The organism is Curtobacterium flaccumfaciens (genome assembly GCF_004361695.1).
Lineage (GTDB): Bacteria > Actinomycetota > Actinomycetes > Actinomycetales > Microbacteriaceae > Curtobacterium > Curtobacterium flaccumfaciens_B.
In genome coordinates this window covers 444,689-462,633 of the sequence record NZ_SNVW01000001.1, presented here as the reverse complement: position 1 = coordinate 462,633, position 17,945 = coordinate 444,689, and the positions used below count along the sequence as shown (strand labels likewise).

Genomic DNA, 17,945 nt, shown 5'->3' with positions numbered 1-17,945 from the left:
ACGGAGGAACCCCTGTGGCCGAACACCCCGACCTGGTCTTCCTCGACTGCGACACCGGCATCGACGACGCGCTCGCGATCGCCTTCCTCGCGCAGAGCGACGCCGTCCGGCTCGTCGGGGTCGGCACCGTGTCCGGCAACACCGACGCCGCGACCGCCGCCCGCAACACGCTGGACCTGCTCGACCTGGTGGGGCTCGAGGACGTTCCGGTGGCGGTGGGCGAGCGCGACTTCCTTACGCGCGGGTACGCCGGCGGAGCCCCGCACGTGCACGGCGACAACGGCATCGGTGGCGTGGTGCTGCCGACCAGCTTGCGGGCGACGGACGAGCAGGACGCCGCACACCTGCTCGTGTCCGCGGCCCGGCAGCACCCCGGCGAGTTGCGTGTCCTGGCGATCGGCCCGCTCACGAACCTCGCCCGCGCCCTGCAGCTCGAGCCGGAGCTGCCGGCGCTGGTGCGGGACGTCACCGTGATGGGCGGCGCGTTCCTGGTGCCCGGGAACGTCACGCCGCTGGCCGAGGCGAACATCCACAACGACCCCGAGGCCGCCGACGCCGTGTTCGCCGCGGACTGGCCGATCACCCTGGTGCCCCTCGACGTGACCACCGGTCACCGGTTCCTGCAGGAGCACCTCGAGGAGCTGCTGCGCGCACCGGAGCCGTCCGCGAGCATCGGCGCGATGCTCGACACGTACTTCGACTTCTACGCGACGGTCTACGGAACCCGGGTGGCGATCCTGCACGACCCGCTCGCCGCAGCGGTGCTCACCGGCGAGTCCGACGTCACGAACACCCTGGAGGTCCCGGTCCTCGTCACGACCGAGGACGGTCCGGATCGTGGCCGGACGCGTGCGGACCTGCGGACCGACGGGTCGGCGACGCGCCGACCGGTGCGCGTGGTGCTGTCGGTGCGCGAGCTGTTCGCCCCGGTGCTCCTGCACCGGCTCGTCGGGGCGTCACCGGTCCGCGACGTGACCGGATGACGGCCTGGAGGCGCGGTGCCAGCTGGCACCGCGCCTCCAGGCCGTCGTCGGTCACGGCAGCACGACCACCTTGCCGACGATCCGCCCCGCCTCGGCCTCGGCGTGGAGCGCCGGCAGCTCCGCGAGCGTGATGCGCCTGGTGACCTCGACCGTCAGGTCGCCCGCGTCGACGAGGGCGACGAGCTCGGCGAGGCGCTGCCGGTCCGGCCGGACGAACACGGTCGCGGCGCGCACGCCGCGAGCCGCGTCGTCGGGTGTCGCCACGGCGGGGGTGGTGCTGACGACGGTGCCGCCGTCGCGGACGGCGGCGACGTCGGCGGCGAACTGCTCCGGGGCGATCGGTGCGAGGTTGAGCAGGACGTCGACCTGACCGTCGAGGGCGTCGAGCGGTTCGGTCGTGGTGTGGTCGATCACCTGGTCGGCACCGGCGGCGCGGACGGCGTCGGCGCTCCGGGGGCTGGCCGTGGCGACCACGGTGACTCCGGCGCGCTTCGCGAGCTGGACGGCGTACTTGCCGACGACGCCGCCGGCGCCGACGATGAGCACGCGCTGACCGTCGGTCAGGTGCCCGTCGTCGAAGAGCGCCTGCCACGCGGTCAGGGCGACGGAGGGCAGGGCCGCCGCGTCGGCGAGCGGGATGCTGGTCGGTGCCGGCACGAGGGCCTCGACCGGGGCGACGACGTACTGCGCGGCGCCGCCGTCGCGCTCCATCGGCAGGAACCCGATCACCTCGTCGCCGACCGTGATCCCCTCGACGCCGTCGCCGAGTGCGTCGACGGTGCCCGAGACGTCGTACCCGGGCACGTGCGGCAGCGAGATCGGGATCGGCAGGAACCCGCCCCGCATCCCGCCGTCCGCTGCGTTGTAGGCGGATGCGGCGACGCGGACCCGCACCTCGCCGGCGCCGGGAGTCGGCTGCTCCACGTCGACGACCTCAAGGACCTCGGGCCCACCGACCTGTTCGAACTGCACTGCCTGCATGGCTGCTTCCCCTTCGTTGTTGCTTCGAGTTCGAAGCACTGCGGGAACGGTAGCACTGCTTCGAACTCGAAGCAACAGGTGCGAGAGGATGGGGCCGTGAGCCGCGCGCAAGTGATCCTCGACGCCCTCGTCCGCCGGGCCGACACGACCGGCTTCGCCGCCCACGGGCTGCACGTGCTCGTCGGTGACGACGTCGCCGAACACCACTGGACACCGGACGTCCGCCGCGAGGTCCACTCGGCGGCCAAGGGCGTGTGCGTCCTCGCCACCGGCATCGCCGCCGACGACGGGCTGATCGACGTGGACGTCCCCGTCGCCCGGTACCTGCCCGAGTTCGTCACCGGACCCGGCGTCGACGCGGTCACCCTCCGGCACCTGCTGACGATGACGAGCGGCATCGACATGCCGTGGTCGCCGACGGAGCGGACCGACTGGCCCGACCTCGCCGCCGAGTTCCTCGCCCGGCCCTCTCGTGGCCGGGTGTTCCAGTACGCGAACGCGAGCACGTACACCGCGATGCGCGTCCTCGAGACCCGCGTCGGCGACGTCGGGGCGTTCGTCTCGGAGCGGCTGTTCGCACCGCTCGGCATCACGGGCGTCGCGTGGGAGCGCTGCCCGAACGGGTACGTCGCCGCGGGCGAGGGGATCGCGCTCCGGACCGAGGGGCTCGCGCGGATCGGTCGCCTGGTCCGCGACCGCGGTGTCGTCGACGGGCAGCGGGTCGTGAGTGGCCGGTGGTGCGACGCCATGCACACGGACTGGGTGCGGCGGGAGGGCACGGACCCCGGGTACGACCGGTACGCGATGGCCGGGTGGGGCGGACCGGGCCGGCTCTGGCGCCTGCACGGGGCGTACGGCCAGATGCTCCTCTTCGACGAAGGCAGCGCGGGCGCGGGCGCTCCGGACGGCGTGGGTGCCGTGGTGACGGTGGCCGCCGACGACCACGCCGGCGCCGACGCGTTCGCCGCGGCCGTCGCCGACGAGCTGGCCCGCCAGCTGCCCTGACGCACCACGACGGCCGCGCAGCGCACGCATGTGCGCCACCTGCGAGCGTCAGCCCTCCGCCGGTGCGATGATGAGCGGCGGCCGTCGCCCGGACGGCCGGAGACGGAAGTGACGAGCGTGACCGAGACCCGCTCTCAGGCACCGACGACCGAGACGACCGACGACGGTCACCACGGTCCCGGCAAGGGGATCGCCGTCCTCGCCCTCGCCGCCCTCGGCGTGGTGTTCGGCGACATCGGCACGAGTCCGCTGTACGCGCTGCGCACGGTGTTCACGATCGACGACGGTCTGGTCAAGGCGAACCAGGAGGACGTCTACGGCGTCATCTCGATGATGTTCTGGAGCATCACGATCATCGTCTCGATCAAGTACGTCCTCGTGCTCATGCGGGCGGACAACGACGGCGAGGGCGGGGTGATGGCGCTCGCCGCACTCGCACGCCGGCTGTACGCGAAGCGCCGTGGCGGGGCGACGATCTTCCTCGTCATCGGGATCGTCGGCGTCTCGCTCTTCTACGGCGACTCGGTGATCACCCCGGCGGTCTCGGTGCTGTCGGCGGTCGAGGGGCTCGGGACGGCAGCGCCGTCGGTGGGGCACCTCGTGGTGCCGATCGCCGCGGTCATCCTCGTCGTGCTGTTCGCCGCGCAGCGGTTCGGCACCGGCAAGGTCGGCAACCTGTTCGGCCCGGTCATGCTGCTCTGGTTCGTGGTCATCGCCGCCGCCGGCGTGCCGCACATCCTCGCGCACCCCGGGGTCCTGCAGGGGCTCTCCCCGACGTGGGCGATCGCGTTCACGTTCGCGCACCCGTACATCACCTTCGTGGCGATGGGCGCGGTCGTGCTGGTGATCACCGGTGCCGAGGCGCTGTACGCCGACATGGGGCACTTCGGGCGGACCCCGATCCTCCGCGCGTGGTTCTTCGTCGTGTTCCCCGCGCTCGTCCTCAACTACCTCGGACAGGCGTCGCTCGTGCTGAGCGACCCGTCCGCCGCGAAGGACCCCTTCTTCCTGCTGTTCCCGGACGGGCTCCGCCTGCCGGTGGTCGTGCTCGCGACGATCGCCACCGTGATCGCGAGCCAGGCCGTCATCTCCGGGGCGTTCTCGCTCACCCGGCAGGCGGTCCAGCTCGGGCTGCTGCCGCCGCTGACGATCCGGCAGACGTCGCGGCAGGAGAGCGGACAGATCTACCTGCCGGCCGTCAACCTGCTGCTGTTCATCGGCGTGCTCGCGATCATGCTCGCCTTCCGGTCCTCGGCGAACCTCGCCACCGCCTACGGGGTGTCCGTCACCGGTGCGCTCGTCGTCGACACGATCCTGCTGCTGCTCGTCGTGCGACCGCTCTGGAAGTGGAAGCCGTGGAAGCTCGTCGTCGCGGCCGTGGCGTTCGGCGGCCTCGAGCTGACGTTCCTCGCCGGCAACCTGTCGAAGATCGTCCACGGCGGGTGGGTGCCGCTCCTCATCGCCCTCGCCGTGATCACCGTGATGACCACCTGGCGGCGCGGGCGCGCCCTCGTGCAAGAGGAACGGAAGGAACGCGAGGGGTCCCTCGCCGACTTCATCGAACGGGTCAACGAGCACCACATCCCGCGCGTGCCCGGGGTGGCGGTGTTCCCGCACCCGAACAAGGAGACCACCCCGCTGGCGCTCCGCGCGAACGTCGAGCACAACCACGTGCTGCACCGCACCGTGCTCATCGTGTCCGTCCTCACCGCCAACGTGCCGCACGTCCCGCACGCGAAGGCGTTCTTCCGCGACGACCTCGGCTACGAGGATGACGGGATCGACCACATCACGGTGAAGTTCGGCTTCTCGGACGACCAGGACCTGCCGAAGGCGCTGCACGCCGCCTGCCTGGCCGAGGTCCTCGACATCGACCCCGAGGAGATGCAGCACGCGTCGTACTTCATCTCCCGCGGCGCACTCCGGCCGACCCCCGGCAACCGCGGCATGGTGTCGTGGCGGAAGAAGCTCTTCGTCGGCCTCGCGCACAACGCCGCCGACCCCGCGGCTCGCTTCGGGCTGCCCGCGCAGCGCACCGTGACGATGGGGAGCGACGTCGAGATCTGACCCGCACCGAAACCCGACGGCCTGACTGCTAACGGCCTGCACCGGACGCCCGATACTGCCTCGCACACACCACGTCCAGAGCATCCCCCACGCAGGAGGCAGTTCGCATGCGGTCCCCGTTCGTCGTCGTCGCTACCCTCACCGTCGCCCTCGTCTCGACGACCGCCCTGGTCGGCGGTGCCCCGGTGTCCGCACGGGCCGCCGCCCTGCCGGCGTCCTCCACCGCCGTGGCGAAGATCGCCGAGACGACCGGCATGCCGCGCGGGAACGTGACGACGAACGGCCGGACCTGGAAGCAGTCGTACCGGCAGGACTTCACCACGGCGGCGGCGCTCGGCACCGTGACGAAGAAGTACCCGGGACTCGGCACCTACGACGGGTTCTCGGACACGACCGGCCGCGGGAAGTACGCGCCGGCGAAGGTCCTCAGCGTCAAGAACGGGGTGCTCGACTTCGCGCTCCACACCGAGAAGGGGCAGCCGCTCGTCGCGGCGGTCATGCCGGACGGGTACGCACCGCACCGGACCGGCCGGGTGTCGATCCGGTACAAGACGACCAAGACGGCGGGCTACAAGTTCTCCACGATCCTGTGGCCGTCGAGCGACGACTGGAACGAGGGCGAGATCGACTGGCCGGAGGCGGACCTCGGCGCGCGGCCCCGCCCGGCGTCGGCGGTCCCCGGCACCTGGTCGCCGCGGACCGGTATGCGGTTCGAGCCCGGCAAGGAGGCCTTCGCGGCCACCGACTCGACGGGCTACCACGTGGCGACGACCGAGTGGGACAAGGGCATCGTCCGGTTCTACTGGGACGGCAAGCTCGTGACCTCCACGACGAAGGCGGTCCCGACGACGCCGTTCCGCGTGACGCTGCAGGCCGAGACCACGACCAGCGGCGCGAAGATCCCGGCCTCCGCGGTCGGGCACGTCAGCGTCGACTGGGTCGCCGTCTGGAACTGACCCGGCGCTGATCCCGCGCCGGCGCCGTCCGGACGGGCGTCAGAGCGCCGCGGCCGCCGCGCGGAGTTCGTCGAGCGCGGCCAGGGCGTGTCCCGCGAGCGGGTCGTCGTCGGTCCGCCCAGAGCCGGACCACCGGTCGAAGCCCTGCTTGAACGCGAGCACGCCCATCTCGCTCGCGAGCCGTGCTGGTGCGACGGCGACGCCGCGCGCGAGGAGCGCCTCGGCCATCGCGGCCGCCATCCCCACGCTCTTCAGGGCGTCGCGCTCCTGCAGTTCGGCGCTCGCGGCGACCGCTGCCCGGAGTCGTGGGCCGAGTTCGCGGTTCACCGGACCCATCTCCTCCGACGCCCGGGCGAGCCCGGCGGCGACGGCGTCGAGCGGACCGCTGTCGGCCGGGGCCTCGGCGATCCCCTCGGCGAGGAGTCGGCTCAGCGTCTCCTGACCCGCCACGAGGAGTTCGCGCTTGTCGGGGAAGTGCCGGAAGAAGGTGCTCTTGGTCACGCCGGCGCGCTCCGCGATCTGCGTCACGGTGGTCACGTCGTAGCCCTGCTCGGAGAACAGGTCGACGGCCGCCAGGACGAGCCGTTCCCGGGCTCCGGGTTCCCATCGCGCCATGCCGCCATCCTATCGACGGGACAATTGTCCCATCGGGGGTGTACCGTGATGAGACAACAGTCCCATCACTCGTGATCGCACTCCTGAGGAGCACCCATGCACGTCTTCGTCACCGGTGGCACCGGCACGATCGGCACTGCCGTCGTCACCGAACTCGTCTCGTCCGGCCACACCGTCGCTGCATTGGCCCGGTCGGACCGTTCCGCAGCAGCCCTCACCGCCGCCGGGGCGACTCCCGTGCCCGGCTCGATCGCCGACCTCGACGTCCTCCGGGCCGGGGCGGCAGCAGCCGACGGCGTGGTCAGCCTCGCCTTCTCGAACGACTTCAGCTCGGCCGAGGCACTCGCCCGGGGCATCGCCGAGGAGTCCGCCGCCATGGCCGCCCTCGGCGAGGAGCTCGTGGGCTCCGACCGCCCCTTCGTCGTCGTCTCCGGGACGCCGTGGGTCCCCGGGCGGGCATCGGTCGAGACGGACCCGCTCCCGCTCGAGGGGCCGGTCGCCGGTCGCGCACGGTCCGTCCTCGCCGCCCTCGCCCTCGCCGACCGCGGCGTGCGCGTGTCCGCCGTCCGCCTGCCCCGCACGGTGCACGCGGACGGAGCCGGGGGCTTCGCCGGCATCCTCACCGAGACGGCGCGGGGCTCCGGGGTCGCCGGGTACCCGGGCACGGGTGAGCAGCGCTGGCCGGCCGTGCACGCGCGGGACGCCGCAGTGCTGTTCCGCCTGGCGCTCGAGGGCGCGCCCGCCGGCACGGCCTGGCACGCGGTGGCGGACGAGGGTGACCGGGTCCGTGACCTGGTGGCGGTCATCGGCCGCCGACTCGGCGTGCCGGTCGAGCGGGTCGCGGACGAGGTGTTCGGCGAGTTTGCGCCCATCTTCGCGATGGACCAGCCTGCCTCCGGTGCGCACACGCAGCGCTCGCTGGGGTGGCAGCCCCGGCACCCGAGCCTGCTCGCCGACCTCGAGAACGTCACCCCGTGACGGACTGGAGGCGCGGTGCCAGCCCGCACCGCGCCTCCCGTCTGCACGTGCGTACCGGGCGCGGGGCGCCCCTCGGACCGTGCGTAGGCTCCCTGGCAGCTCCGAGGCGAGCAGTGCACCTGCGAGTTCTCACAGGTTGTCTCCACAACATGTCCCCCGCGCACAGCGCTCCGCCATCTCGGCCCGGCGAGTCGCGGGCAGATCGTTGCCCGATCGTGGCCGATCCGCGGGGATTACCCGCAAACGAGGGGTAGACGACTCATTCCCGTGTCCATGCGGATCGCCGGGGGATAGGTCGCGGACCGACCCGGTTGAGCACGGCAGAAGACAGACACCTGTCGTCGATCTGTTGAGCAACAGTCGTTGTCAAGTGCGGAGGGGGTCGGGCTGGGCAGAACCTGGACAGGGTCGGCGATGTCGAGAAGGTACGGTTCCGCGTCCGTTCATGCTCGATCAGGAGGCAGTAACGCATGTGGAACCGAACAGCCGCCAGGGACTGGCGGCGGATCACCTCGATCGTGGTGGCCGCCGGCACCGTCGCGGCGAGCGCGCTCGGCATCAGCTCGGCGCACGACCACCATCACCACCACGCCGGCGGCTCGGGTTCGTCCCCGACGCAACCGGCCACCCCCACCCCGCCCACCCCCACCTCGGCCCCCACCGAGCCGACCCCGGAGCCGACCGCGTCGGCCCCCATCACCCCGGCCCCGGCACCCACCACGTCGGCACCGACCCCGTCGTCCCCGTCGAACCCGGCGGGCAGCACGACCACGATGCCGACCGGCAACGTGACCTCGAACGGCCGCACCTGGGTGCAGAGCTACGCGGAGGACTTCGACACCGCGGCTGCCAAGGGCTCCGTGCTGCAGAAGTACCCGAAGATGGCCGCGTACGACGGGTACAACGACACGAGCGGTCAGGGGCTCTACGCCCCGGACAAGGTCCTCAGCGTCGCGAACGGCAACCTGGACTTCGACCTGCACTCCGAGAACGGGCAGCCGCTCGTCGCGACGATCCTGCCGGACGGGTACTCCGCGCAGACCACCGGTCGCGTCTCGGTCCGCTACAAGACGACGAAGACCCCGGGCTACAAGTTCGTCGGCATGATGTGGCCGTCGAGTGACGACTGGAACCAGGGTGAGATCGACTGGCCCGAGGCCGACCTCGGCGGGGTGCCCCGTCCGGCGTCCGCGGTGCCGGGCACGTACTCGAACGGTGCGATGCACTTCGAGCCCGAGTCCGAGCAGTTCGCACCGACGGACACGACCGGGTACCACGTCGCCACGACCGAGTGGGACAAGACCGCGGTCCGGTTCTACTGGGACGGCACGCTCGTCGCCACCACGACGAAGGCCGTACCGACCACGCCGATGCGCGTGACCCTGCAGGCCGAGACGGCGATCGGCGAGGGCACCACGCCCGCGTCGAGCAAGGGCAGCGTGGACATCGACTGGATCTCCATCTGGAAGTGACCCCGCACCGCGGCGCCCGGACCACCACCGGTCCGGGCGCCGCGGCGTCCGGCAGGTCAGGGGCGTCCGGCTGCCGCGTCAGTGGTGCGTGCGACCGCGCAGCCGCCCGATGCCGAGCACGATCCCGACGATGAGCATCCCGAGCACGACGCCGAACACCGCCGAGACCGCGGTGTCGACGATCCACGTCACGACCGGTCCGGCCGCCTCGATCGCGTGCACGATCGCGTGGAGCAGGTCGTACGGTCCGTGCCAGAACGTCTCGGCCAGGTTCGCGATGACGAGGTGCCCACCGACCCACAGCATCGCGACGGTGCCGACGATGCTGATCACCCGGAAGACGGCCGGCATCGCCCGCACGATCCGGGCGCCGGTGCGCCGGGTCCGACGGACCGGGTGCTTCATCATCTGCAGGCCGATGTCGTCGACCTTCACGAGCAGCCCGACCGCGCCGTAGACCAGTGCGGTCATGCCGAGCCCGATCACCGCGAGGGCCCCGACCGTCGGCCAGAACCCGAGGTCCGTGTCGAGGCTCGCGAGCGCGATGAGCATGATCTCGGTGCTGAGGATGAGGTCGGTGCGGATCGCGCCGAACACGAGCTTCGGCTCGGTGGTGGGCTCCGCCGACTCGGCCTCGTGGTGCGTGCCGAACCACTCCAGGACCTTCTCGGCGCCCTCGAAGCACAGGTAGGCGCCACCGAGGACGAGGAGGTACGGCAGCACCCACGGCGCGAACGCGGTCAGCAGCAGCGCGAGCGGGATGATGATGACGAACTTGTTGAACAGGCTGCCGAGCGCGATCCGCCCGACCACCGGCAGCTCGCGCGCCGGCTCGAGCCCCTGCACGTACTGCGGCGTCACGGCGGCGTCGTCGATGACGACCCCCGCGGTCTTCGCGCTGGCCTTGAGGGCGGCGGCGAGGATGTCGTCCACGACCGCGAGCAACCCGACTGACATCCGTCCTCCACTCGTCGCCTGTCCGTCCGTTCAGACCAGCGGCTCACAGACTAGGGCCTGGAGGCGCGGTGCCAGGCCGCACCGCGCCTCCAGGCCCGCAGGTGGGCGCGACCCGACCGGAACGCGCCGACCGGCCGGGTCAGAGCTCGAGTCGGTTCCAGACCTGCTCGCCGCGGCCGTCGTCCGGTTCCGGGTGCGCCGCGGTCGCGGCGGGGTCGCGGACGAAGCCGAGCCGTCCGGCGACGGCGAACGACGGCGCGTTCCACGCGCGGATGGTCGCCCAGAGGCGGGTGTACCCGGCGGAGCGGGCGGCGGCGACCACGGCTCGGGCGGCCTCGGTGGCGTAGCCGTGGCCGTGTGCGGCCTCGAGGAACTCGTAGGCGAGTTCCGGCTCGGCGGCGGTGGACCGTCCGACGACCAGGCCGCAGTACCCGAGCGCCGTGCCCGTACCCGATCCCGTTTCCGCACCCGTTCCCGGCAGTCGCACCGGGTGGAGGGGCAGCGGCGTCCCCACCGTCGCGGCGAGCGAGCGGACCGAGGCTGTCGCGGCGTCGTGGCCCGGCCTGCCGGCCGTGCGCGGTGTCGGCGGCTCACCCCGCCGCGCTGCCGAGGCGCTCCGCTCGGCGACGAGGTCGGCGTACCAGCCGGCGTCCTCGTCGGTCCAGCCGCCGAGGACGAGTCGGGGCGTCCGGATCGTCGAGGGCAGGCGGGCCGGAGCGGACATGCACCGACCGTACCCGCGGGGGCGACACGGCCGCTCGTGCGCTTGGTGGCTGAACCGTGCGGGCTGCCAGTCGCTCGCGAGGACGGTGAGGTCAGCGGCGACCCCGTCGCTGGACAGCAGGAGGCTCCATGTACTTCCACGCACAGACCTGGATCAACGACATCGCTCCCGGCGACCCGGACCCCGCGGCCGCCAACGCGCTGCAGGAGGGGCTCGGCGGCCAGTTCGGCGAGATGCGCACGATGATGCAGTACCTGTTCCAGGCGATGAACTTCCGCGGCCCGGCTGCGAAGCCCTACCGCGACCTCATCCAGGGTGTCGGCACCGAGGAGATCAGCCACGTCGAGCTCATCGGCACCACGATCTCGCGGCTGCTCGACGGCGCCCCCGGGTACTCGGGCAAGGTCACCGACCCGGTCGACCAGCCCGGCGCGAAGGGTGCGACGCCCCTGTCGATCGCCCTCGACACCGGCAACATCCACCACTACCTCGTCGGTGCGCAGGGCGCGCTGCCGGTCGACTCGGCGGGCAACCCGTGGAGCGGCAGCTACGTCTACAACTCCGGCAACCTGCCGCTCGACCTGCTCTACAACCTCATGCTCGAGTCCACGGGGCGCCTGCAGAAGTGCCGCATCTACGAGATGACGGACAACCCGACCGCGCGTGCCACGGTGGCGTACCTGATCGTCCGCGACCAGGCGCACGAGAACGCCTACGCCAAGGCGCTCGAGACGCTCGGTGTGGAGTGGAAGTCGCTGCTGCCGATCCCGAAGACGAACGCCGAGCGGTTCCCCGAGGTCAAGGAGCTCGTCGACCTCGGCCTGCAGAGCAAGCAGTACAGCTTCGACCTCGACGGTGCGTCCGAGGCGGCCAAGATCTTCCGCGGCGCGTCACCGTCCGGCGACGGCACCGACCTCGACGCGTCCGAGCAGGCACCGACCGGCACGCCGTCGTTCATCGCGGAGGAGCGCCTCGAGGAGTTCGCACCGGGACTCGACGCCGACCTGCTGGAGCTCATCCAGCAGACCGCGGAGCTCGAGCTGGACCAGGCGGAGACGCCGCAGTACGGCCCGGTCGCCTGATCGGACTCAGTCGAGGCAGAACTCGTTGCCCTCGACGTCCTGCATGACGATGCACGACTCGTTCACCTCGTCGGCCGTCATCCGGCGGAACTGCGTGGCGCCGAGGGCGATCAGCCGGTCGCTCTCGGCGTCGAGCGCTGCGAGCCGTTCGGCGCCGACGAGGCCGGTGCCCACCCGAACGTCGAGGTGCACGCGGTTCTTCACGACCTTGCCCTCGGGGACACGCTGGAAGAACAGGCGCGGGCCGACGCCGTTCGGGTCCTGACACGCGAACGCCGAACCCCGGTGCTCCGGCGGGAGGGCCTGGTCGAACGCGTCCCACGAGTCGAAGCCGGGCGGTGGCGCGGGCACCACGTACCCGAGCACCTCGCACCAGAACCGTGCCACCCGCTCCGGGTCCGCACAGTCGAACGTCACCTGGACCTGCCGTACCTGCCGCTCCGTCGCCGCCATGGCGCCACCCTAGGCTGAACGTCGCCGTGGTGTCGTCCGTAGGCTCGTGGCATGGCTGACTTCACCGCCGCACAGGCCGCCGTCGTCCGGATCGAACGCGCCGAGGAAGGTCGTTGGGACCTCTCGGTGATCAGCGACTCCGGGGTCGCGATGGGGCACGGCGTGTACCTGTTCGACGCTGCGCACGACGACGCCGAGGACGAGCAGGCCGCTGCTGCCGACTTCGTGCAGCAGTACGGGTTCCGGTTCGAGCGCGAGGCCGTCGTCGCCGACGGGCCGGACGCCTACTGGGCGCCGCTGCTGCCGTCCGACGCGCAGTAGTATTCACAGCCGGCGCGTCGCTCGGCGCGTGCGCGCCGCAGTACTCGCAGCCGGCGCTTCGCCCGCGGGTCACTGCTGGGCTGATGCCTCGAAGCCGATCAGCCAGGTGACCCCGAAGGCATCGCGGACGATCCCGTCCCAGTCGCCCCACGGCCGCTGCTGCAGGGGATCGACGACGGTGCCGTCCGAGGCGAGGTCGTCGAACCACCGCCGCAGGACGTCGGGTTCGGCGGCGCCGAGCAGCGAGAACAGCAGGCCCGACGCCTGAAACGGGGTCTCGCCGGTGGCCGCATCGGCCGCGAAGAGCTGCAGCTCGCCGGTGAGCTGCCCGTGCGCGACCGCGTCGGCGGGGCCGTCGGTGCGGGAGAACTCGGCGAAGGTCGCCACACGGACCTCGCCCCCGAAGACGCCCTGCCAGCGCTCGAGCGCCTGGCGGGCCGTGCCGTCGAACTGGAAGTAGGGCGAGGGCCCGTTCACGTTCATGCCGGGACGATACCGCCGTGGCGGTGGTCGCACCAGGAGGTCGTCAGCCCAGCAGGTCGATCGCCCGGTCGACCGCGTCCGCCGGGCGACCCTCGCCGTGCGTCGCCCACCAGGTGAGCGCGGCGTTCGTCGCCGCCGCGAGCGTGCTCGCCCGGACGATCACGGCGAGGTCGTCGACCGAGCCGCCGTCCCGCTCCGCCACGAACCGCACGATCGCGTCGGTGAGCGACGTGATCGTCGCGTCCCCGCCCCGCTGCAGGGACGGGTTCGTGCGGATGACGCGGAGCCGGTGCCGGGTGACCTCGACGGTCTCGTCCGGGAACGACGCTCCCACGCGGTAGGCGGCGCGGAGGGCGGTCGCTGAGGGCTCGTCGGTGGGCCGTGCCCGGAGCGCGTCGGTGAAGCGGGTCGCGAACTCGTCGAGCCCGCCCCAGACGAGGGCGGCCTTGCTCGGGAACAGCCGGAACAGCGAGCGACGGCTGATCCCGGCGGCCGCGGCGACGTCGTCCATCGACACGGTGTCGAAGCCCTGCTCGTCGAAGAGCCGCAGTGCGACGAGGGACACCGCGTCGGGGTCGATCGTCCGCGGACGTCCGGTCGGCCGATCGCTCGTCGAGCTCATGCGTTCCTTTCGGCACTGAGTGCTATAACCAGGGTGGCGCAGCGAGCGCCTCTCAGTGAGGAGACGACATGACCGACACCACCGCCGGACGGTTCACCGGCAGGACCATCATCGTCACCGGAGCGGGTTCCGGCATCGGACGCGCCACGGCGACGCGCATCGCGAACGAGGGTGGCCGGGTCATCGCGACCGACGTGGTCGCCGAACGGCTGGAGGCCCTGCGCGGCGAACTCGCCGCACACGACGGGCGTCTCGAGACCGTCGTCGGCGACGTCGCCGCCACGGAGACCATCGACGCGCTGATCGCCGCCGCGGGGGAGCGGATCGACGGGCTCGCCAACGTCGCCGGCATCATGGACGCCTTCCTGCCGCCGAGCGAGGTGGACGACGCCACCTGGGACCGGGTGTTCAGCGTGAACGTGACCGGCCCGATGCGGCTCACCCGCGCCGTCCTGCCCGTGATGATCGCGGCGGGTCGCGGCGCGGTCGTCAACGTCGCGTCCGAGGCCGCGCTCCGGGCCTCGGCGGCCGGCGCCGCGTACACGGCGTCGAAGCACGCGATCGCCGGGTTCACGAAGAGCGTGGCGTTCTTCCACGGGCCGCAGGGCATCCGCGCGAACGCCGTCGCGCCGGGAGCGGTCGCGACGAACATCGAGGCGCCGATGCGGAGCGAGTACGCCGCCGGTCGTGTCGGCCCGATCATGCAGGTCGCGATCCCGCCGGTCGCGCAGCCCGAGCAACTCGCCGCCGCGATCACCTGGTTGCTCAGCGACGACTCCACCAACGTCAACGGCGCGGTGCTGCCGAGCGACGGTGGGTGGTCCGTCGTCTGACGCGGTGGCGGTTCCTTCCCATCGCACTCGGAGTGGCAAGCGGAATCGGGCGTCGGAGGTCGAAACTCTCGACCTCCTACGCCCGATTCCGCCGAGTATGCGCGGAACGACCTCCCACGCCATCTCCCACGTCACCTCCCACGCCATCTCCCACGTCACCTCCCACGCCGACTCCCCGCGCGGCCTCCGCGCGCACGACGGCGTCCACCGCGGCCACCACGACGGCACGGCGCCGAGCCGCTCCGACCTCGTCGGTGAGTCGGGCGTACTCCGGGGTCGCCCCGCTCCAGAGTGCGGCGGTGTGGATCACGATGCCGAGGAGCTCCGCCGCGGTGAAGGTCGCGGGCAGCCGTCCGGCATCCTGGGCATCCTCGATCGCCCGGAGCTTCGCCGCGTTGCTCCGCACGACCGCGTCGATCGGCTGCTCGGCGTCCCCGCGCTCGAGCCGGTACCAGGTGGCAAGACGCTGCACCCAGGGCCGCCGGGCGTACGAGTCGTGCAGGCGTCCGGCGTACTCGGGCAGGTCGTCGGCGTCGATCGTGACCTCGTCGAGGGTCTCCGCAACCATCGCGTCGAACACCGCGTCGAACAGGCCGTCCTTGCTGCCGAAGTAGTGGTAGATCTGCGCCTTGTTGCTGGCGGCGGCCGCGGCGATCCGGTCGACCCGGGCGCCGGCGATCCCGACCGCGGCGAACTCGTCGCGGGCGGCGGTGAGGAGTCGGGCGCGGGTGGCATCGGCGTCGCGGGGCATGGGCACCTCCCGATGCTATCAACTGGATGGTTGACAACCGTGGACGCCGGGTGTTCCATGACTGGTGTCAACCAACCGTTCAGTTAGGATCACCATGTCCGTCTTCCTCGTCACCGGTGCCTCCCGTGGCCTCGGCCGCTCGATCGTCACCACCGCCCTCGCCGCCGGCCACCAGGTCGTCGCCGGCGTCCGCGACCTCCACGCACTCGACGACGTCACGGTGCCCGAGGGAGCCGCGCTCGTGCCGGTCGCCCTCGACGTGACCGACCCCGAGGCCGCACGCGCCGCGGTCCGCACCGCCGTCGAGCGCTTCGGCCGGCTCGACGTGCTCGTCAACAACGCCGGGTACGCGAACCTCGCGGCCATCGAGGACGCCGACCCCGACGACTTCCGCGCGCAGGTCGAGACCAACCTGTTCGGCGTCGTCACGCTCAGCCGCGAAGCCGTGCACGTCATGCGGGAGCAGGGCTCGGGGCACATCGTGCAGGTGTCGTCGGTCGGCGGCCGCATGGCGACGCCGGGCCTCGGCGCCTACCAGACCGCGAAGTGGGCCGTCGGTGGGTTCTCCTCGGTCCTCGCCAGGGAGGTCGCCCCCTTCGGCGTCCACGTCACCGTCCTCGAACCGGGTGGCATGCGGACCGACTGGGCCGGGTCGTCGATGCGCGTCGCCCTGGTGCGGCCGGAGTACGCGTCCACCGTCGGGGTCTCCGCGCAGATGCACGGCGGGACGGCGATCGGGGCGAGCGACCCCGACCTCGTCGCCGGTCTCGTCCTGCGCATCGTCGCGATGGAGGAGCCGCCGCTCCGCCTGCTCGTCGGCCCGGACGCGTTCGAACACGGCACCGCTGCGGGTCGTGCGCTCCTGGCCGAGGACGAGCGGAACGAGGCGCTCAGCCGTTCGACACAGGCCGCGGACGCGACCCCGGAGCAGTTGGACCCGCTCGCCCACGTCTGAGCACGTCCGGTGCGCGGTGCCGTTCCTTCCCATCACGCCCGGAGTGGAAAGCGGAATCGGGCGTAGGAGGTCGAAACTTCCGACCTCCTACGCCCGATTCCACCGGGTACGCGCGAAACGACCGAGTACGCGCGGAACGACTGGGTACGCGCGGAACGACCGGGTACGTGCGTGTCGCGGTGCGCGCCGTTGCGCACCGCGACACGGGTCTCAGCCGCGGTGGCGGCGTCGGACGGTCCGGATCCCGCGGAACCCGAGGAGCGCCGCGCCGGCCGCGAGGAGCCCGACGGCCCAACCGATCGGCGTGGAGGTCTCCGCGCCGGTGTAGGCCAGGTGGTCAGCCGTCGCGACGGGGGTCGCGGTGGCCACCGGGTCGACCACGCCGGAGGCGATCGGCGTGGCCTGGACGACCACCGGGATCGCCACCACGTCGGTGACCGGCTCGGCCGGGTCGTCGACCGGCGTCGTCGGGGGCTCCGGCGTGGTCGGAGTGGTCGGCGTGGTGGGCGTCGTCGGCGTGGTCGGCGTGGTCGGCGTGGTCGGCGTCGTCGACGCGGGGATCACCTCGACCGTGAACTCGGTGCAGACGCCGTCGACCGTCACGGAGATGACGTGCGACGAGGCGTGCGGGAACGTGATCGTGAAGCCGGAGTCGCCGTGCACGACGACGTCCGAGTCGATGCTCGACCAGACCTCGGCGGTCGCCGACGCGTTGGTGGCGTTGCCGTACTCGTCGCTGGTCCACGGCACGAGGGTGATCGAGCCGCCCTCGTTCACGCGGATCGGTCCGGGCGAGGTCGAGCCGTCGGGTGCGACCCAGGTGTACGAGCCGTCGGAGGCCGCGGGGACGTCGTGGACGACGACTCCGAGCTGCAGCGACGCCGCCGGGGTGACGGTCATCCGCACCCACTGGCTCGCGGTCCCGCAGTCGTTCGTGGCCGTCACGAGCGCCGTGAAGGTGCCCGCGTAGGTCGGGGTGCCACCGAGGACGCCGTCGTGGAACCACAGCCCCTCGGGGAGCGAGACGGAACCACCCTCGACGGTGGTCAGGGTGTAGGTCGCCCCGTACGCGTGGTCGGCGCGGAGGTCGGCGCTGAACTCCTCGCCGGCCCGCACGGACGGCAGGGTGACGGGCGAGGACTGCGACGACTGCGAGGAGTACGTCGGCATCTGGTGCTCGTCGTGGCCGTGGCCGTGGCCGTGTGCGCCGGGCTTGCTCGGCTTCGCGGCCGTGCCGGTCGACGGTGCGGTGGGCTGCCGGCCCGACGTGGCCGCCGGGGTCGTCTCGGCGGGTGCCGGGGCGGAGGCAGCGGGGGCGGGGTCGACGGCGGGAGCGGGTTCGGCCGACGGGGTCGCTGCCGGCGTCACTGCCGGGGCGGGGGCCGTCGACGCGGCGGGGGCCGGAGCCTCCGGTGCTGCCGCAGCCGGCGCCGGTGCCGGTGCAGCCGCGGCCGGCGACGGTGCCGGAGCTGCCGGTGCGGCCACCTGCGGAGCGGCCGCGGCGGTGCTCGAGGCGGTGTCGGCAGCGGCCACGGAGGTGGACGTCGCCGGTGCCGCGGTGGTGGCCATCGCGGGGACGATGCCGAACGCGCTCGACACCAGGACGGTGCCGGTGGCGGCGGTGATGAGTGCTGCGGTACGACAGCTCGGACGGTGCTTCATCGGGTGGGGCTCCTCGGCGTGCGTACCGGTCGTCATGACCGGAAA

Annotated in this window: 19 protein-coding genes; 10 read left to right on the top strand and 9 right to left on the bottom strand. The window is 72.3% G+C overall.

Annotated elements, in window-relative coordinates; genetic code table 11:
* Nucleotides 1-14 precede the first annotated feature (14 nt).
* The gene (locus EDF64_RS02105) at nt 15-983 is read left to right on the top strand and encodes a nucleoside hydrolase (RefSeq protein ID WP_243736204.1); all 969 of its coding nucleotides are present in this window, start codon (nt 15-17) and stop codon (nt 981-983) included.
* A gap of 51 nt (nt 984-1,034) precedes the next feature.
* On the opposite strand, the gene EDF64_RS02100 is transcribed toward EDF64_RS02105, so the two are convergent.
* Nucleotides 1,035-1,964 (bottom strand): NADP-dependent oxidoreductase, encoded by a 930-nt coding sequence (locus EDF64_RS02100; RefSeq protein ID WP_133518421.1) that lies wholly within the window; start codon nt 1,962-1,964, stop codon nt 1,035-1,037.
* Nucleotides 1,965-2,060: 96 nt separating this feature from the next.
* Here EDF64_RS02100 and EDF64_RS02095 point away from each other — a divergent pair, with 96 nt between their 5' ends.
* From EDF64_RS02095 to EDF64_RS02085, 3 genes are all read left to right on the top strand, one after another.
* A complete protein-coding gene (locus tag EDF64_RS02095; RefSeq protein WP_133518420.1) occupies nt 2,061-2,969 on the top strand; it encodes a serine hydrolase domain-containing protein in 909 nt (302 codons plus the stop codon).
* Between the two features lie 117 nt (nt 2,970-3,086).
* The gene (locus EDF64_RS02090; RefSeq protein ID WP_133518419.1) at nt 3,087-5,036 is read left to right on the top strand and encodes a potassium transporter Kup; all 1,950 of its coding nucleotides are present in this window, start codon (nt 3,087-3,089) and stop codon (nt 5,034-5,036) included.
* A 107-nt stretch (nt 5,037-5,143) separates the two neighbouring features.
* Nucleotides 5,144-5,992 carry a glycoside hydrolase family 16 protein gene (locus EDF64_RS02085; RefSeq protein WP_133518418.1) on the top strand — a complete coding sequence of 283 codons (849 nt, stop codon included), beginning with the start codon at nt 5,144-5,146 and terminating at the stop codon, nt 5,990-5,992.
* 39 nt (nt 5,993-6,031) lie between these two features.
* Here the strand turns inward: EDF64_RS02085 and EDF64_RS02080 are convergent, their stop codons facing one another.
* Complete coding sequence (locus tag EDF64_RS02080) at nt 6,032-6,607, bottom strand: TetR/AcrR family transcriptional regulator (protein ID WP_133518417.1); 576 nt, start codon at nt 6,605-6,607, stop codon at nt 6,032-6,034.
* Nucleotides 6,608-6,703: 96 nt separating this feature from the next.
* Here EDF64_RS02080 and EDF64_RS02075 point away from each other — a divergent pair, with 96 nt between their 5' ends.
* Nucleotides 6,704-7,585, top strand: a complete 882-nt coding sequence (locus EDF64_RS02075) for an NAD-dependent epimerase/dehydratase family protein (RefSeq protein ID WP_133518416.1) — start codon at nt 6,704-6,706, stop codon at nt 7,583-7,585.
* Between the two features lie 470 nt (nt 7,586-8,055).
* Complete coding sequence (locus tag EDF64_RS02070) at nt 8,056-9,057, top strand: glycoside hydrolase family 16 protein (protein WP_133518415.1); 1,002 nt, start codon at nt 8,056-8,058, stop codon at nt 9,055-9,057.
* A 78-nt stretch (nt 9,058-9,135) separates the two neighbouring features.
* On the opposite strand, the gene EDF64_RS02065 is transcribed toward EDF64_RS02070, so the two are convergent.
* Complete coding sequence (locus EDF64_RS02065; RefSeq protein ID WP_133518414.1) at nt 9,136-10,014, bottom strand: DUF808 domain-containing protein; 879 nt, start codon at nt 10,012-10,014, stop codon at nt 9,136-9,138.
* Nucleotides 10,015-10,153: 139 nt separating this feature from the next.
* Nucleotides 10,154-10,738, bottom strand: a complete 585-nt coding sequence (locus EDF64_RS02060) for a GNAT family N-acetyltransferase (RefSeq protein ID WP_133518413.1) — start codon at nt 10,736-10,738, stop codon at nt 10,154-10,156.
* Between the two features lie 128 nt (nt 10,739-10,866).
* Here EDF64_RS02060 and EDF64_RS02055 point away from each other — a divergent pair, with 128 nt between their 5' ends.
* Nucleotides 10,867-11,820, top strand: coding sequence for a manganese catalase family protein (locus EDF64_RS02055; RefSeq protein WP_133518412.1), 954 nt, complete (start codon nt 10,867-10,869; stop codon nt 11,818-11,820).
* 6 nt (nt 11,821-11,826) lie between these two features.
* Here the strand turns inward: EDF64_RS02055 and EDF64_RS02050 are convergent, their stop codons facing one another.
* Nucleotides 11,827-12,273, bottom strand: coding sequence for a VOC family protein (locus tag EDF64_RS02050; RefSeq protein WP_133518411.1), 447 nt, complete (start codon nt 12,271-12,273; stop codon nt 11,827-11,829).
* 51 nt (nt 12,274-12,324) lie between these two features.
* Between EDF64_RS02050 and EDF64_RS02045 the strand changes: the two genes are divergently transcribed.
* On the top strand, nt 12,325-12,594 hold the full coding sequence (locus EDF64_RS02045; protein WP_071294042.1) for a hypothetical protein: 270 nt from the start codon (nt 12,325-12,327) through the stop codon (nt 12,592-12,594).
* A 69-nt stretch (nt 12,595-12,663) separates the two neighbouring features.
* Here EDF64_RS02045 and EDF64_RS02040 read toward each other — a convergent pair whose 3' ends face one another.
* Together EDF64_RS02040 and EDF64_RS02035 are read right to left on the bottom strand one after the other, a co-directional pair.
* The gene (locus tag EDF64_RS02040; RefSeq protein WP_133518410.1) at nt 12,664-13,077 is read right to left on the bottom strand and encodes a VOC family protein; all 414 of its coding nucleotides are present in this window, start codon (nt 13,075-13,077) and stop codon (nt 12,664-12,666) included.
* A 43-nt stretch (nt 13,078-13,120) separates the two neighbouring features.
* Nucleotides 13,121-13,699 (bottom strand): TetR family transcriptional regulator, encoded by a 579-nt coding sequence (locus EDF64_RS02035; protein WP_133518409.1) that lies wholly within the window; start codon nt 13,697-13,699, stop codon nt 13,121-13,123.
* A gap of 68 nt (nt 13,700-13,767) precedes the next feature.
* On the opposite strand from EDF64_RS02035, the gene EDF64_RS02030 reads away from it, so the two are divergent.
* Nucleotides 13,768-14,532 (top strand): SDR family NAD(P)-dependent oxidoreductase, encoded by a 765-nt coding sequence (locus tag EDF64_RS02030; protein ID WP_133518408.1) that lies wholly within the window; start codon nt 13,768-13,770, stop codon nt 14,530-14,532.
* A gap of 76 nt (nt 14,533-14,608) precedes the next feature.
* On the opposite strand, the gene EDF64_RS02025 is transcribed toward EDF64_RS02030, so the two are convergent.
* Nucleotides 14,609-15,283 (bottom strand): TetR family transcriptional regulator, encoded by a 675-nt coding sequence (locus tag EDF64_RS02025; RefSeq protein WP_133518573.1) that lies wholly within the window; start codon nt 15,281-15,283, stop codon nt 14,609-14,611.
* A gap of 94 nt (nt 15,284-15,377) precedes the next feature.
* On the opposite strand from EDF64_RS02025, the gene EDF64_RS02020 reads away from it, so the two are divergent.
* Nucleotides 15,378-16,238: an SDR family NAD(P)-dependent oxidoreductase gene (locus EDF64_RS02020; protein ID WP_133518407.1), complete on the top strand. Its 861-nt coding sequence runs from the start codon at nt 15,378-15,380 to the stop codon at nt 16,236-16,238.
* A gap of 210 nt (nt 16,239-16,448) precedes the next feature.
* Here the strand turns inward: EDF64_RS02020 and EDF64_RS18385 are convergent, their stop codons facing one another.
* Nucleotides 16,449-17,900: a hypothetical protein gene (locus tag EDF64_RS18385; protein ID WP_208108805.1), complete on the bottom strand. Its 1,452-nt coding sequence runs from the start codon at nt 17,898-17,900 to the stop codon at nt 16,449-16,451.
* Nucleotides 17,901-17,945 lie beyond the last annotated feature (45 nt).